Genomic DNA, 14,060 nt, shown 5'->3' with positions numbered 1-14,060 from the left:
ACTGATGGTCGGGGCCGTCTGCCAGACCGGGTCCGCCGGAGCCACCGGCACCGGCCCCGACCCGACCGTGCCCGCACGGGAGGCCGCCGTCCAGGCGGCCTCCGCCCGCCCGGACGTCGTCACCTGGGGCGCAGCCGCCGACAGGATGGGAGACGGCACCCCCGACCGCGGCTACCGGCTGGTCGTGCACACCAGCGCCGCCGGCACCGGACTGCGGGTCCGTGTCTCCAACGCCTTCGGCGACCGGACCCTGACCCTGGACAGCGTCTACGCCGGAATCCAGCGCGCGGGCGCCGCCCTCGAGCCGGGCAGCAACAGGCGGCTGACCTTCGACGGCGCCGGCACGGTCACCGTGCCGGCCGGCGCCACCGCGTGGAGCGACCCGCTGCCCGGCACCCTGCCCGCCGGCAGCAACCTGGTCGTCAGCCTGCACAGCCCCGACGCGGCCGGCCCCGCCACCGGCCACGGCATGGCCATGCAGACCTCCTACGTCACCCAGGGCGACCACACCGCCGAGGAGAGCGCCGCCAACTGGACCGGCACCATCGGCTCCTGGTGGTACCTTGACTCGGTCTCGGTACGGCCGAAGAAGCGGAACACCGGGGCGGTGGCGGCGCTCGGCGACTCCATCACCGACGGCTGGGCGTCCACCAGCGACCAGAACCGGCGCTGGCCCGACTACCTCGCCCGCCGGCTCCAGAAGGCGGACACCGAGGTCAAGGGCGTGGCCGACGAGGGGATCTCCGGCAACCAGGTCCTCACCGACGGCGCCGGACAGGCGGCCCTGAACCGCCTCGACCGCGACGTCCTCACCCAGCCCGGGGTCCGTACCGTCTTCCTCTTCGAGGGGATCAACGACATCAAGGCCCACACCGGGGTCACCGCGGCCGACCTGATCGCCGGCTACCAGGAGATCGTCCGGCGGGCACACGCGGCCGGGAAGTGCGTGGTCGCCTCGACCGTCGGGCCGTTCGAGGGCTGGCCGGAGTGGGACGCGGCGGGCGACGCCGTACGCCGGCAGGTCAACCAGTACATCCGCACCAGCGGCGAGTTCGACGGGATCGCCGACTTCGACCGGATCCTGCGCAGTCCCTACGACCAGGCGAGGCTGCTGCCGTTCCTGGACAGCGGCGACCACCTCCACCCCAACGACAAGGGCATGCAGGCCTTGGCCGACTCCGTGGACCTGGCGAGCCTCGACTGCGACCACTGAAACCCCTGGATCACCCGTCCGATCACCCCTGGGCCGTCGGCTCGGGGGTGATCAGGCGTTCCCGGTAGGCGATCGCCACCGCCTCCGTACGGCTCGCCGCGCCCAGCTTGGCGAGGATGTTGGAGACATGAACGCTCGCCGTCTTGCCGGTGATGAACAGCTCCTCGCCGATCTGCCGGTTGCTGCGGCCCAGCGCCAGCAGCCGCAGCACGTCCTGCTCGCGTGCGGTCAGCGGCGACGCCGAGCCCTCCGCCGCCGACCGGCGCAGCAGCGCCTCCGCACGCTCCAGCAGCGGCGCGGCGCGAAGGGCCGCCGCCGTCTCCCGGACCGACCGCGCCTGCTCCCCGGCCTCCGCGCGCCGGCCGTCGGCCGCCAGCGCCTCGGCGTACCGCAGCCGTACCCGGGCCGCCTCGTACACGTCGCCGTCCGTGAACGCGGCCGCCGCCTTCTCCCAGGCCACGATGTCCGGCCCGGCCCCCGCCCGGATCCACTCGGCCTCCGCACGCGCCAGCCAGGCCTGCCCCTCCGGACCCTGCCCCGCCGCCGTCGCCCGCGCCAGCTCCACCAGTTCACCGGCGACACCGGTCCAGCGCTCGGCGTTCCCACCGCCGCGCCGCTCGGCCGCCGCCCGGTCCGCGACCGCCGCCAGCGCGAGCGCGGCGAGCCGGACCGTCACGTGCGGCGCCCGCCCCAGCTCGTCGGAGAGCACCGCGACCGCGTCCCGCGCCCTGGCCACGGCCTCCTCCGCATCACCCCGCAACCCGGCCGCGTCGGTCAGCACGATCCCGCCGACGAACGTGCCCATCCAGTCGAAGGGCTCCCCGAGCAGCACCCTCGCCCGGTCCTCGACATCCGGTTCGCCCCGGGCCAGCGCGATGTACAGCACGGGCCCCTCGGCGAAACCGGGCGCCGGATCCGCGCGGGCCACGCGCACACACTCGTCCCACTGCCCCAGCGTGAAGAGCACCAGCAGCCGCAGATACCGCATCTCCAGCGCGTACGGCGAGGACATCAGCCCCGCACGCCGGGCCCGGTCGAGCCCCTCGGTGATCCACGGCAGGCACTCCCGCAGCTCACCCGACTCGAAGCAGCCGATGGCCAGGCTGAACAGGGCCCGCATCTCCACCGGCGTGTCCCCGGCAGACCGGGCCAGCTCCCGCGCCTCCCGGAGCCGCTCCCGCCCCTCCCGGGTGCGGCGCCCACCGCCCTCCAGCCGGGCCAGGGAGATCAGCAGGTCGGCCCGGGCGGCGGTGGCGCCGATCCGCTCGGCGACCTCAAGGGCCTGCCGCGCGACCCGCAACGCCGTGTCGTCGTCGCCGATCTGGCGGGCCGCCATGACATGGGTGGCAGCCGCCCACACCCAGGTCCGGGAGGGCGGTTCGGCGGGGATCATCGCGAGCGCCTCGCTGCTGTAGGCGAACGCGGCGGCGAGGTTGTCGACGGTCATGAGGTTCCCCGCGAGGGTGTACCGCACGCGGGCGGCGAGTTCCGGATCCGCGTCCTGCCCGGTGCCGGCCAGCGCGGCCCGGGTCAGGGACACCGCCCGGTGCGCGTCGCCGGAGTGCGCTGCCGCCGCCGACGCCCGCAGCGTCAAGGACACCGGGTCCAGCCCCTCACCCGAGGGCCGCGCCTCGCAGGGCACGGCCGTCCACAGGTCCAGGGCCGTCTCCAGCTGCCGCAGCTCCTCCGCCGGGGCACCCACCCGCCGGGCGTGGTCCGCGGCCTCCAGCGACGCGGCCAGCGCCTCGGGCAGATCGTGGCTCTCCCGGTAGTGGTGCGCCCGCTCGGCCGCCGTCTCCGCCCCGCCCCCGCGCGCGGCGAGCAGCCTCGCGTACGTGCCGTGCAGCCGCGCCCGCTGCCCGGGCAGCAGGTCGCCGTAGACGGCCTCGCGCGCGAGGGCATGCCGGAAGGCGTACGTGTCCCCGTCCCCGGCGACGAGCAACTGCCGCCCCACGGCCTCCCGCAACGCCGACTCCAGCTCCTCCTCCGGAAGCCCGACCGCGTCCCGCAGCAGGTCGTGCCCCACCCGGCGCCCGGCCACCGCGGCCGTCCGCAGCACCTGCTGGGCCGTCTCCGACAGCTGCTCGACCCGGATGAGCAGCAGATCGGCGAGCCCGGTGGGGATCCCGTCCGTGTCGGCGGCGGCAACCAGCTCCTCCGTGTAGAAGGCGTTGCCCTCCGCCCGCTCGACGATGTCCCGCACCGTCGCCTCGGACAGCGGCCGCTCCTCCAGCGACCGCACCAGCCGGGTCACCTCGGCGTCGGCCAGCCGCCGCACCTCGAGCCGCTCCACACCCGGCAGCCGCACCAGCTCGGCGAGCAGCGGACGCAGCGGATGCCGCCGGTGCAGATCGTCGGCCCGATAGGAGGCCAGCACGGCGAACCGCCGGGGGAGCACCCCCCGGCTCAGCAGGAACCGCAGCAGGTCTCGCGACGACTGGTCGGCCCAGTGCAGATCCTCCAGGACCAGCAGCAGCGGTGCGGCAGCCGCCAGCTCGCCCAGCAGCCCGGCGACCCCCTCGAACAGCCTGAGCCGCGCGTCGGCGTCGCGCGAGGAATCCGGCCCGGACCCGAGCAACCGCTCGACGACAGGATGCGCGGCGAGAACGTCCCCGAACCGCCCGTCCCCCGCCAGCACCCCGAGGATCTCGGTGAACGGCAGATACGGCAGCCCCACGTCCCCGAGATCGACACAGTGCCCGGTGACGACGGTGGCCCCCGCGCCGGCGGCCCGAGCCGCGACCTCGTCCAGCAGCCGGGTCTTGCCGACCCCGGCGTCTCCGGCGATCAACACGGCCTGCCCACTGCCGTTCCGAGCTCGCTCCAGCACCGAGGCAAGGCGGTCCAGTTCGTCGTCCCGCCCGATCAGAGGGCTGCCAAAAGATCTCTGCGACACGCCCTCATCCTCGCAAGAAGCGCCATGCGGAGCCCGCCGGGGGCGCGGGGAACTGCGCGACCGGCCACGACGGAACCGCAGCCGCCGTCACCACAGAACCCCCCACCCCCGCAGGCACTCAGCTCAACCCCGCAGCACCCGAGCCCAGTCCGCCGGCACCCGCTCCGCGGGCCCCGGCACGGACTGCTCCGCAGGATGACTCACCGGCGGCGCCAACTCCGGGCCGGCGTCGAACAATTCCTCCGTCTCGTAGTTCCAGAACCAGCCCTCTCCCGGCTCGTAACTACGGATCACCGGATGCCCGGACTCGTGGAAGTGCGCCGTCGCGTGCTTCGCGGGCGAGTCGTCGCAGCACCCGATGTGCCCGCACTGGGCGCACCGCCGCAGATGGAACCACCAGCCCCCCGTCGCGTCGCACTCCACACACCCGGCGCCGCTCGGCGGAACATTCGGGTCTATCGCGGTGTCGCCGCTCATACTGCCTCCACAGGTGTCTCGGATTCCTCGGGCGTCTCGGCGGTCAGCGGAAGCAGCACCTGGAACCGGGTGTCGCCGGGCTCCGACTCCACCCGCATGCTGCCGTGGTGCTTGTTCACGACGATCCGCCAGGAGATGTCCAGACCGAGACCCGTGCCCTGCCCCACGGGCTTGGTCGTGAAGAAGGGGTCGAAGATCCGGTTCTTGATCTCCGGCGCGATCCCGGTCCCGGTGTCCCGGAACTCGACCAGCAGCTGCTCGTGGTCGAGCGCGGTCCGCACGGTCAGCGTGCCGTGTCCGTCGCCCGAGCCCTCGCCGTCCTTCATCGCGGAGACCGCGTTGTCGATGAGGTTGGTCCACACCTGGTTGAGCTCGGCGGGGTAGGCGGGGACCGGCGGAACCGTACGGTCGTACTCCTTGACCACCCGGATGTCCTGCCCGATCTTCGCGGACAGCATCAGCAGGGTGCTGTCGAGGAGTTCGTGCACGTCCACCACCCGGTACGGCGCCCGGTCCAGCTGGCTGTACTGCTTGGCCGCGTCGACGAGGTTCGAGATCCGGGTGGTCGAGTCCTCGATCTCGTTCATCAGCAGCTCGGTCTCGATGGTGTAGTTGAGCCAGCCGATCGAGTTCGGCAGGATCTCCTCGTCCACGGCCACCGCGACCTGGTCCAGCCAGTCGACGTCGAGACCGGCCTGTACGAAGGTCGGCGCGATCTGCCAGGCGTTGTCGCAGCCGTGGTCCTCCAGCCAGTCGGTGAGCAGGTCCTCGCGGTCGGCGGCCTCCAGCGGACTGAGCGCCGGCGCCTTGGCGACCCGCTCGGCGGTGCGCTCCTGGATCTCGATCAGCCCGGCCAGCTGTTCCCGCGAGAAGGGACTCCCGGCGATGATCGCGAGCTTGTGCCGCATCTTCGCCACCCGCTCGCGCAGCGTGGACGTGGCGCGCACGGCCGCCGCGGCCGGGTTGTTGAGCTCGTGGGTGAGCCCGGCGGACAACGAGCCGAGCGCGAGCAGCCGTTCGCGCTGCCCGATCGCCGCCTGGGTGTTCTTCGAACCGAAGAACAGGCCTTCCAGCAGGTGTACGGCCATCGGGAACCACTCGCGCATGATGTCCGCGAACGTGTCGGCCGGCAGCACGAAGAACCGGGTCGGCTCGGTCACCCGCATCGAGTTGTTGTACGCCTGCCGCACCCGGTCCCCGAGGTAGGCCTGCATGGCGCCCGCGTACACGCCGGACTGCGAGGTCCGGGTCACCTCGACGTCGTCCCCGCCGACCTGCCGGGAGAGCACCACCGTGCCCTCGATCATCACGTAGAAGCAGGTGGCCGGCTCACCCTCGGTGTAGACCGGGCCCGGCTGGAACAGTTCCACCCGGCCCGCCGCGCACAGCCGCCCGAGCTGTTCCGGCTCCAGCTTCTCGAACAGGAACAGCGCGCCGATCTCCTGCGGGCTGCACGGTATCGGCTGCCCGCTCATGACTGCTCCAGGTACCGGTGGACGAGCATCACTGCCATGGCTCCTTCTCCGACGGCGGACGCGACACGCTTGGCGGACTCGGCGCGTGCGTCGCCCGCCACGAACACGCCGGGAATGCTGGTCTCCAGGTGGTACGGCGGCCGGTCCAGCTCCCAGCCCGCCGGCGCCCGTCCACCGACGGTCAGGTCCGGCCCGGCCAGGATGAACCCGCGTTCGTCCCGCAGCACCGTGTCGCCGAGCCAGTCGGTGAGCGGTGCCGCCCCGATGAAGACGAACATCCACTGGGCGTCGACCTGTTCCCGGTCCCCGCTCTGCACATGGCGCAGGGTGAGCTGCTCCAGCCGTTCGGCGCCGTGCGCGGCGTCCACCACGGTGTGACTGCGCACGGCGATGTTGGGGGCCTCGTTGATCTGCTGGATCAGGTAGTACGACATCGACGCCGACAGGTCGGCACCCCGGACCAGCAGGGTCACCGACTTGGCGAACCGGGACAGGTACATCGCCGCCTGGCCGGCCGAGTTGGCGCCGCCGACGATGTACACGTCCTGGCCCTGGCAGGAGGTCGCCTCGGTGAGCGCGGAGCCGTAGAACACCCCGCAGCCGGTCAGGTCGGTGCAGCCCTCGGCCTCCAGCTGCCGGTACTGCACCCCGGTCGCCAGGATCACGCTGTGCGCCGCGACCGCCGAGCCGTCCGCGAACCGCACCACCCGCGCGGCACCGTTGATCTCTAGGCCCGTGACCTCGCGGGCGGTCAGGATCTCCGCGCCGAACTTGGCGGCCTGCCGCCGGGCCCGGTCGGTGAGCTGGGCACCCGACACGCCGTCCGGGAAGCCCAGGTAGTTCTCGATCCGCGAGCTCTGCCCGGCCTGCCCGCCGGTCGCCGACCGCTCCACGAGCACGGTCCGCAGCCCCTCCGACGCCCCGTACACGGCCGAGCCGAGCCCGGCCGGGCCGCCGCCGATCACCACCAGGTCGTAGAAGTCCGCCGTCGGGGTCGTCGCCAGGCCCACGTGCGCGGCCAGCTCGGGCGCCTCCGGTTCCACCAGGGGCGTGCCGTCCGACGTGATCACCAGCGGCAGCCGCGTCCCGTCGGCGTCCGCCGCGGCCAGCAGCCGCTGCCCCTCCGGCTCCTCCACCGAGTACCAGCGGTACGGCACCTGGTTGCGGGCCAGGAACTCCCGCACGTCCGAGGAGCGCGCCGACCACCGGTGCCCGACGACCTTGGTGGCCGGCACCGGCTTGTAGTCGCTGGCCCGCCAGGCGTCCAGCAGGTCGTCGAGGACCGGGTAGAGCTTCTCCTCCGGGGGGTCCCAGGGCTTCAGCAGATAGTGGTCCAGATCGACGACGTTGATCGCGTCGATCGCCGCGTTGGTGTCCGCGTACGCGGTCAGCAGCACGCGCCGCGCGCCCGGGTACACGTCCAGGGCCTGTTCCAGGAACTCGATGCCGTTCATCTGCGGCATCCGGTAGTCGGCCAGGATCACCGCCACCAGGTCGCCGCGCAGCTTCAGCTCCCGCAGCGCGTCCAGTGCCGACTCCCCGGACTCCGCGCGCACGATGCGGTACGACGCGCCGTACCGGCGCCGCAGGTCCCGGGCGACGGCACGGGAGACCCCCGGGTCGTCGTCCACGGTCATGATGACGGTCCGTGCTGCGTCGGCAGCCTGTGCCATACGTCTCCCACCCCGAGCCGTTGGTTCCACGGGACGGCGCACCCTCCGCGAGGAGCGTGACCGCCGTACCGGTTCCCGGCCATCGTATGTTCGATCGCCGGCCTTCGCTCTTGTACGACGGTGTACAGCGGGCACCCGCCAGTGCGGAAGACTGATCACGCGGAAGCGGAACCGACGAGGAGGCCGGCGCATGACACGCCCGATCACGGCAGGGGTCGACGGTACGGAGGAGAGCCTCGCCGCTCTCGACTGGGCGGCCCGCGAAGCGGTCCGCCGGGGGCTGCCGTTGCGGGTGGTGCACGCCTGGCGGTACGAGGAGCACGAGTCGCTCGGCGGTGACCGGGAGGCCCAGCGCGGGTGGGTGTCCGACGGGGTCGCCGAGTCGGTGCGGACCGTCACCGGGCGGTACCCGGAGCTCGCGGTGGCCGTCGACGTGGTGGAGGGCGGCCCGGTCGAGGTGCTGGTCGAGGCGGCGGGCGGGGCCGAGCTGCTGGCGCTGGGTTCGCGCGGGCACGGCAGGGTCGTCGGGTTCCTGCTGGGCTCCGTCGGGCAGCAGGTGATCGCCGGGACCGCACGCCCGGTCGTCCTGGTGCGCGCCGGTGACCGGGCCACCGCCGAGGCCGCCGGGCGGGAGGTCGTCGTGGGCCAGCAGGACGGCCCGGAGGACAGCGCGGCCGCGCTGGAGTTCGCGTTCGAGACGGCCGCGGCCCGTGGCGCGACGGTCCGGGTGGTGCGGGCCTGGACCCTGCCGCCGGTCTTCGCCTACAGCCCCGGCTCACTGAAACTGCTGGACGAGTCCGGAGGCATGGAGCCCTACGAGAAGAAGGCGCTGGCCGAGGCGGTACGGCCGCTGCGCGAGCGGTTCCCGGACGTGCCGGTCGCCGAGCACGTGGAGATGGGCAGCGCGGGGGAGGTGCTGCTCTCGGTGGCCGGACGCGCCCAGCTGATGGTCGTCGGGCGGCGCGCCCACCAGAGCGCGGTCGGCGCCCGTATCGGCTCGGTCGCGCACGGGGTGCTGCACCACGCCGGCTGCCCGGTGGCCGTCGTACCGCACGGCTGACCCGGCGCGGGCCTCACTCCGGAGTGACCGGCTCCAGCGTCTCCCGTGCCTTGGGCAGCACGTTCTCGATGTAGTCCTCGACCGCGTTGTCCAGGCCTATGTCGTGCTGCGCCCGCTCGGACAGGTACCAGCGGTGTTCCAGCAGCTCGTGGTAGATCTCGGCCGGGTCCATGGAACCGCGCAGCTCCAGCGGCACGGCCCGCACGGTGGGGCGGAAGACGTCCCGCACCCATCGGTGGGCCAGCACCTCGGGGCGGGCGGCGAGGGGGTCGCCCGGGGCGTAGTCGTCCTGGGTGGCCATCCAGCTCTCCAGGTCGTTCAGCAGCCGCCGCGCCTGGTTCTCCTCGGCGTCCAGGCCGGTCAGCCGCAGCAGCTGGCGCTGGTGGTGGCCGGCGTCGACGACCTTCGGCACGAAGGTGACCGTGTCGCCGTTGGAGGAGTGCTGGATCTGCATCTCCGCGACGTCGAAACCGAGGTCGTTGAGCCGCCGGATCCGGCGCTCGATGTAGTGGTACTTGCCCGCCGGGTACACCGAGGTCCGGGTCAGCTCCTCCCACAGCTCGCCGTACCGGGTGCAGATCTCGAACCCGAACTCGACCGGGTCCAGCGACGGGTGCAGCGCCCCCGAGGCCTCCAGGTCGAGCAGCTCCCCGCTGATGTTCACCCGGGCCAGGTCGAGGTCGTACTCCCGCTGCCCGTTGCTCAGCTGCGGGTGCAGGTCGCCGGTCTCGGCGTCCACCAGGTACGCCGCGTACGCGCCCGCGTCGCGCCGGAACAGGGTGTTGGACAGCGAGCAGTCGCCCCACGCGAACCCGGCCAGGTGCAGGCGGACCAGCAGCACCGCCAGGGCGTCCATGAGGCGGTGCATGGTGGCCGGGCGCATCGTCGTCTCGAACATCGAGCGGTACGGCATCGAGCCGCCCAGGTGCCGGGTGACCAGCACCGACTCCAGCGGCTCGCCTTCCGTGTCGGTGCGGCCGGTGATCACCGCGAGCGGGTCGACCGCGGGGATGGCGAGCCGGTCCAGGTCGCGCAGCAGCTCGTACTCGCGCAGCGCCGGGCGCTCCGCCAGCTCCTTCACCGCCAGGACCTCGTCGCCGGCCCGCGCGTAGCGCACCACGTGCCGGGAGATGCCGCGGGGGAGCGGCACGAGGTACTCCTCGGGCCACTCCTCCAGCGGGACGTCCCAGGGGAGTTCGAGCAGGAGCGCGGGGTGCTCCGGGTTGGTGGCGTTGATCTGCAAGGCCATGGGACGAACCTTAAGGCCGGTGCGTCACGAGGCCAGCTCCCGGGCCCGGTCGGCGGCCGCCCGCACCGAGCCGCGGTGCAGCGGGCCGTGTCCCGGCAGCAGCGCGTCGCCGTCGAGGGCGCCGATCAGCTCCAGCGAGGCGACGGCCCGGGCCCGCTCGTGGTGGAACATGTCGGGCAGCAGCTGCGGGCCCTGGATCCGCGAGGTGCGGTGGCCGCTGACCAGCGCGTCCCCGGAGATCACCAGACCGGCCTCGGGCAGGTGGTAGACGGTGTGCCCGTCGGTGTGGCCGGGGGTGTGCACCGGGACCGGGCGGCCCGGCAGGTCGAGGGGGCCGTCGGCGACCGGGAACGCCTCGGGCGCCTTGACCGGGTGCTGCTCGGTGCCGCCGACCCGCAGCACGTGGACCAGCCACGGCACCACACCCGGCCGCCAGGCGTTCCTCACCACCTCGCCCACCGACACCTGCTGGAGGAACTCCCGCCGGGCGTGCGGGACTTCGGCCTCGTGGAGATAGACCGGCGTGCCGTGGGCGTCGCGCAGGTACTCGGCCGAGCCGAGGTGGTCGTTGTGCGCGTGCGTGATCAGCACGGCCGCGACCGCCTCCGGTGAACTGCCCACCTCCGCGAGGGAGTCGAGCAGCCCCTGCCGGTCCCCGGGGTAGCCGGTGTCCACCAGCGTGACGGCGTCGCCGTCCTTGAGGATCACCCAGTTGGTGTGCTGGCCGTGCACCAGATAGGCGCCCTTGCCGACTTCGTGTACCTCTGCCCGCATGATCACTCCGGCTTGCCCGTTCGTGCCGATCGAAACGGAGGACAGCCAACCACATGCGCCGGGCGGCCCGTTGCCGAGGCCCGGGTCACCGCACGCCCTGTGGCCGGAACTGGATGCTGATCCGCGGCCCGGCGGCCCGGGCCGTCTTCGGAACGCAGTGCTCCCAGGTCCGCTGGCAGGAGCCGCCCATCACGATCAGGTCGCCGTGGCCGAGCGGACGCCGGACCGAGGGGCCGCCGCGCCGCGGCCGCAGCAGCAGATCGCGGGGCGCGCCCACGGAGAGGATCGCGACCATGGTGTCCTCCCGCGCACCCCGGCCGATCCGGTCACCGTGCCAGGCCACGCTGTCCCGGCCGTCGCGGTAGTAGCAGAGCCCGGCCGTGGTGAACGGCTCGCCCAGCTCATCGCCATAGTGCCGGGTGAGCGCCTCGCGGGCCTCGGTGAGGACGGGGTGGGGCAGCGGGTCGCCGGCGCCGTAGAAGGAGAGCAGGCGCGGTACGTCCACGACGTTGTCGTACATCTGCCGGCGCTCGGCGTGCCAGGGGACGTCCGCCGCCAGCTCTTCGAACAGCGCGTCGGCGCCGCTCAGCCAGCCGGGCAGCACGTCGATCCAGGCGCCGGAACCGAGCACGGTCCGGCCGATGCCGTCGAGGGTGCCGAGCCGCAGTTCGTCGGTCTGGTCGAACAGGGAGCCCTGGAGGTGCGTGGCCATGAGGCAAGCGTACTCCGTAATCGAAAATCTGTTCCTATTTGATCTCCGGCGGGTTTGCGACGTGGACGTGCGCTCGGGCCTCTTTCGATACAGCGATGTATTCGATACATTCACGTATCGAACGGAGGTCGGCCCATGACAGTGGACGGCGGCACGCACCGGCGCGTGACCCGGCGGCGGGTGCAGACCCGCACCCGGCTGCTCGACGCCGCGTTCACCGTGTTCGCGGCCAAGGGCTTCGGGCGGGTCTCCATCGAGGAGGTCTGCGAGGCCGCCGGGTTCAGCCGGGGCGCCTTCTACTCCAACTTCGCCACCCTCGACGAGCTGTTCTTCGCCCTCTACCGGGAGCGCGCCGACCTCATCGCCCAGCAGGTCGCCGACGCCCTCGCCGGCGACGGACCCGACCTGGACGTACCGGCCGCCGTGGACCGGGTCACCGACGTACTGCTCCTCGACGTGGACTGGCTGCTGGTGAAGACCGACTTCCTGGTGCACGCCGCCCGGGACCCGGCCGTCGCCGGACTCCTCCTCGACCACCGCGCCCGGCTGCGCGAGGCCGTCGCCGACCGGCTGCTGCGGGCCCGCGGCCACACGCCGATCCCCGCCGTGCTCGGCGACGTCGAGGGCGCGGCCCAGGCCGTGGTCGCCGCCTACGACGGGGTCACGGTCCAGCTGCTGCTCGACAAGGACGTGGACCGGGCCCGCGCCTGGCTGGGGCAACTGCTCACCGCGCTGCTGACCGACGGCAGCACCCGACTCGGACGAGACCCCGGACAAGTCGGCTGAGACATCGGCCAAGACATCGGACAACACTCGGACAAGAAAGGCGTCGCCATGGACGCGGACGTCATCGTCGTCGGAGCCGGCCTGGCCGGCCTGGTCGCGGCGCACGAACTCACCAGCAGGGGCAGGCGCGTCGCCCTGGTCGACCAGGAGAACGCCGCGAACCTCGGCGGCCAGGCGTTCTGGTCCTTCGGCGGGCTCTTCCTCGTCGACTCGCCCGAACAGCGCCGCCTCGGCATCAAGGACTCCCTCGATCTGGCCTGGAACGACTGGCAGGGCAGCGCCCAGTTCGACCGCAAGGACGACGAGGACTCCTGGGCGGTGCGCTGGGCCCGGGCCTACGTCGAGTTCGCGGCGGGGGAGAAGCGGCCCTGGCTGCAGAGCCACGGCATCTCCCTGCTGCCGACCGTCGGCTGGGCCGAGCGCGGCGACCTGCGCGCCGACGGCCACGGCAACTCCGTGCCCCGCTTCCACGTGGCCTGGGGCACCGGCACCGGCGTGGTCGAACCCTTCGTCCGGTACGCCAGGCAGGCCTCCCGCGACGGACTGCTCACCTTCCACCACCGCCACCAGGTCGACGAACTCGTCATCGAGGACGGCAAGGCGCGCGGCGTCCGCGGCACCGTCCTCGCCCCCGACGACTCGGCGCGCGGCGTCGCCTCCAACCGCGAGCGTATCGGCGATTTCGAACTCACCGCCCAGGCCGTCGTCGTCGCCACCGGCGGCATCGGCGCCAACCACGACATCGTCCGCCGCTACTGGCCCGAACGCCTCGGCACGCCCCCCGCCGAGATGGTCACCGGCGTCCCCGCCTACGTGGACGGCCGCATGCTCGACATCAGTGCCGAGGCCGGCGTCCGCCTGGTCAACCGCGACCGCATGTGGCACTACACCGAAGGCATCCAGAACTGGAACTCCATCTGGCCCGGCCACGGCATCCGCATCCTGCCCGGCCCCTCCTCCATCTGGCTCGACGCCCTCGGCCGCCGCCTGCCCGACCCGTGCCTGCCGGGCTACGACACCCTCAGCACCCTCCGGCACCTGCGGACCACCGAGGACATCGCCGGGTACGACCACTCCTGGTTCGTCCTCACCCGCAAGATCGTCGAGAAGGAGTTCGCGCTCTCCGGTTCCGAGCAGAACCCCGACATCACCGCCAAGGACCGCAAGGCCGTGCTGCGCGACCGGCTGCTCGGCAAGGGCGCCCCCGGCCCGGTCCAGGCCTTCCTCGACCACGGCGCGGACTTCGTGACCGCGGCCTCCCTGGAGCAGCTGGTCGAGAAGATGAACGGCCTCACCGACAAGGCGCTCCTGGACGCGGCGGAGGTGCGCCGCCAGATCGTCGCCCGCGACCTGCAGATCGGCAACTCCTACAGCAAGGACTCCCAGGTCCAGGGCATCCACAACGCCCGCCGCTACATCGGCGACCGTCTCGGCCGGGTCGCCACCCCCCACCGCATCCTGGACCCGGCCGCCGGACCGCTGATCGGCGTCAAGCTGCACGTCCTCACCCGCAAGACCCTCGGCGGCATCCAGACCGACCTGGACTCCCGGGCCCTCGGCGCCGACGGGCAGCCGATCGGCGGGCTCTACGCGGCCGGCGAGGTGGCCGGCTTCGGCGGCGGCGGCGTGCACGGCTACAACGCGCTGGAGGGCACGTTCCTCGGCGGCTGCCTGTTCTCGGGGCGGGCGGCGGGGCGCGCGGCGGCGAAGCAGACCGGCTGAGCGCCGGCAGGGCCGTGGGGTGC

General features: G+C 72.9%; 11 protein-coding genes. 4 read left to right on the top strand and 7 right to left on the bottom strand.

Features of this window, described 5'->3' with window-relative positions:
• Positions 1 to 4 precede the first annotated feature (4 nt).
• Complete coding sequence (locus ACFY0K_RS41020) at positions 5 to 1,213, top strand: SGNH/GDSL hydrolase family protein (protein ID WP_390644321.1); 1,209 nt, start codon at positions 5 to 7, stop codon at positions 1,211 to 1,213.
• Between the two features lie 22 nt (positions 1,214 to 1,235).
• Here ACFY0K_RS41020 and ACFY0K_RS41015 read toward each other — a convergent pair whose 3' ends face one another.
• From ACFY0K_RS41015 to ACFY0K_RS41000, 4 genes are all read right to left on the bottom strand, one after another.
• Complete coding sequence (locus ACFY0K_RS41015) at positions 1,236 to 4,109, bottom strand: AAA family ATPase (protein ID WP_390644152.1); 2,874 nt, start codon at positions 4,107 to 4,109, stop codon at positions 1,236 to 1,238.
• A 123-nt stretch (positions 4,110 to 4,232) separates the two neighbouring features.
• Positions 4,233 to 4,586, bottom strand: a complete 354-nt coding sequence (locus ACFY0K_RS41010) for a UBP-type zinc finger domain-containing protein (protein ID WP_390644151.1) — start codon at positions 4,584 to 4,586, stop codon at positions 4,233 to 4,235.
• Positions 4,583 to 6,061, bottom strand: a complete 1,479-nt coding sequence (locus ACFY0K_RS41005; protein ID WP_390644150.1) for an ATP-binding protein — start codon at positions 6,059 to 6,061, stop codon at positions 4,583 to 4,585. The genes ACFY0K_RS41010 and ACFY0K_RS41005 overlap by 4 nt, the downstream gene beginning before the upstream one ends.
• Complete coding sequence (locus ACFY0K_RS41000) at positions 6,058 to 7,734, bottom strand: FAD-dependent oxidoreductase (RefSeq protein WP_390644149.1); 1,677 nt, start codon at positions 7,732 to 7,734, stop codon at positions 6,058 to 6,060. Before ACFY0K_RS41000 ends, ACFY0K_RS41005 begins: the two co-directional genes overlap by 4 nt.
• A 190-nt stretch (positions 7,735 to 7,924) precedes the next feature.
• On the opposite strand from ACFY0K_RS41000, the gene ACFY0K_RS40995 reads away from it, so the two are divergent.
• Entirely contained in the window at positions 7,925 to 8,794 is an 870-nt protein-coding gene (locus tag ACFY0K_RS40995) for a universal stress protein (RefSeq protein WP_390644148.1), read from the top strand.
• Between the two features lie 13 nt (positions 8,795 to 8,807).
• On the opposite strand, the gene ACFY0K_RS40990 is transcribed toward ACFY0K_RS40995, so the two are convergent.
• From ACFY0K_RS40990 to ACFY0K_RS40980, 3 genes are all read right to left on the bottom strand, one after another.
• Positions 8,808 to 10,043, bottom strand: coding sequence for a DUF4032 domain-containing protein (locus ACFY0K_RS40990; RefSeq protein WP_390644147.1), 1,236 nt, complete (start codon positions 10,041 to 10,043; stop codon positions 8,808 to 8,810).
• A 24-nt stretch (positions 10,044 to 10,067) separates the two neighbouring features.
• Positions 10,068 to 10,817, bottom strand: a complete 750-nt coding sequence (locus ACFY0K_RS40985; RefSeq protein WP_388720361.1) for an MBL fold metallo-hydrolase — start codon at positions 10,815 to 10,817, stop codon at positions 10,068 to 10,070.
• Between the two features lie 85 nt (positions 10,818 to 10,902).
• Positions 10,903 to 11,529: an alpha-ketoglutarate-dependent dioxygenase AlkB gene (locus ACFY0K_RS40980; RefSeq protein ID WP_351962098.1), complete on the bottom strand. Its 627-nt coding sequence runs from the start codon at positions 11,527 to 11,529 to the stop codon at positions 10,903 to 10,905.
• A 135-nt stretch (positions 11,530 to 11,664) separates the two neighbouring features.
• Here ACFY0K_RS40980 and ACFY0K_RS40975 point away from each other — a divergent pair, with 135 nt between their 5' ends.
• Together ACFY0K_RS40975 and ACFY0K_RS40970 are read left to right on the top strand one after the other, a co-directional pair.
• Positions 11,665 to 12,315 (top strand): TetR/AcrR family transcriptional regulator, encoded by a 651-nt coding sequence (locus ACFY0K_RS40975; protein WP_390644146.1) that lies wholly within the window; start codon positions 11,665 to 11,667, stop codon positions 12,313 to 12,315.
• Positions 12,316 to 12,363: 48 nt separating this feature from the next.
• On the top strand, positions 12,364 to 14,037 hold the full coding sequence (locus ACFY0K_RS40970; RefSeq protein WP_390644145.1) for an FAD-binding dehydrogenase: 1,674 nt from the start codon (positions 12,364 to 12,366) through the stop codon (positions 14,035 to 14,037).
• Positions 14,038 to 14,060: the final 23 nt, after the last annotated feature.

Origin of the sequence: Streptomyces sp. NPDC001507, from assembly GCF_042894765.1 — a bacterium.
Classification (GTDB): Bacteria; Actinomycetota; Actinomycetes; order Streptomycetales; family Streptomycetaceae; genus Streptomyces.
Note: the sequence above shows the minus strand (reverse complement) of the source record. Positions and strands in the feature narration are given on the sequence as shown.

Bases quoted from the DNA above. Each gene is read 5' to 3' on its own strand.
- ACFY0K_RS41020 (WP_390644321.1), top strand. From the start codon at position 5: ATGGTCGGGGCCGTCTGCCAGACCGGGTCCGCCGGAGCCACCGGCACC.
- ACFY0K_RS41010 (WP_390644151.1), bottom strand. From the start codon at position 4,586: ATGAGCGGCGACACCGCGATAGACCCGAATGTTCCGCCGAGCGGCGCC.
- ACFY0K_RS41005 (WP_390644150.1), bottom strand. From the start codon at position 6,061: ATGAGCGGGCAGCCGATACCGTGCAGCCCGCAGGAGATCGGCGCGCTG.
- ACFY0K_RS41000 (WP_390644149.1), bottom strand. From the start codon at position 7,734: ATGGCACAGGCTGCCGACGCAGCACGGACCGTCATCATGACCGTGGAC.
- ACFY0K_RS40995 (WP_390644148.1), top strand. From the start codon at position 7,925: ATGACACGCCCGATCACGGCAGGGGTCGACGGTACGGAGGAGAGCCTC.
- ACFY0K_RS40990 (WP_390644147.1), bottom strand. From the start codon at position 10,043: ATGGCCTTGCAGATCAACGCCACCAACCCGGAGCACCCCGCGCTCCTG.
- ACFY0K_RS40985 (WP_388720361.1), bottom strand. From the start codon at position 10,817: ATGCGGGCAGAGGTACACGAAGTCGGCAAGGGCGCCTATCTGGTGCAC.
- ACFY0K_RS40980 (WP_351962098.1), bottom strand. From the start codon at position 11,529: ATGGCCACGCACCTCCAGGGCTCCCTGTTCGACCAGACCGACGAACTG.
- ACFY0K_RS40975 (WP_390644146.1), top strand. From the start codon at position 11,665: ATGACAGTGGACGGCGGCACGCACCGGCGCGTGACCCGGCGGCGGGTG.
- ACFY0K_RS40970 (WP_390644145.1), top strand. From the start codon at position 12,364: ATGGACGCGGACGTCATCGTCGTCGGAGCCGGCCTGGCCGGCCTGGTC.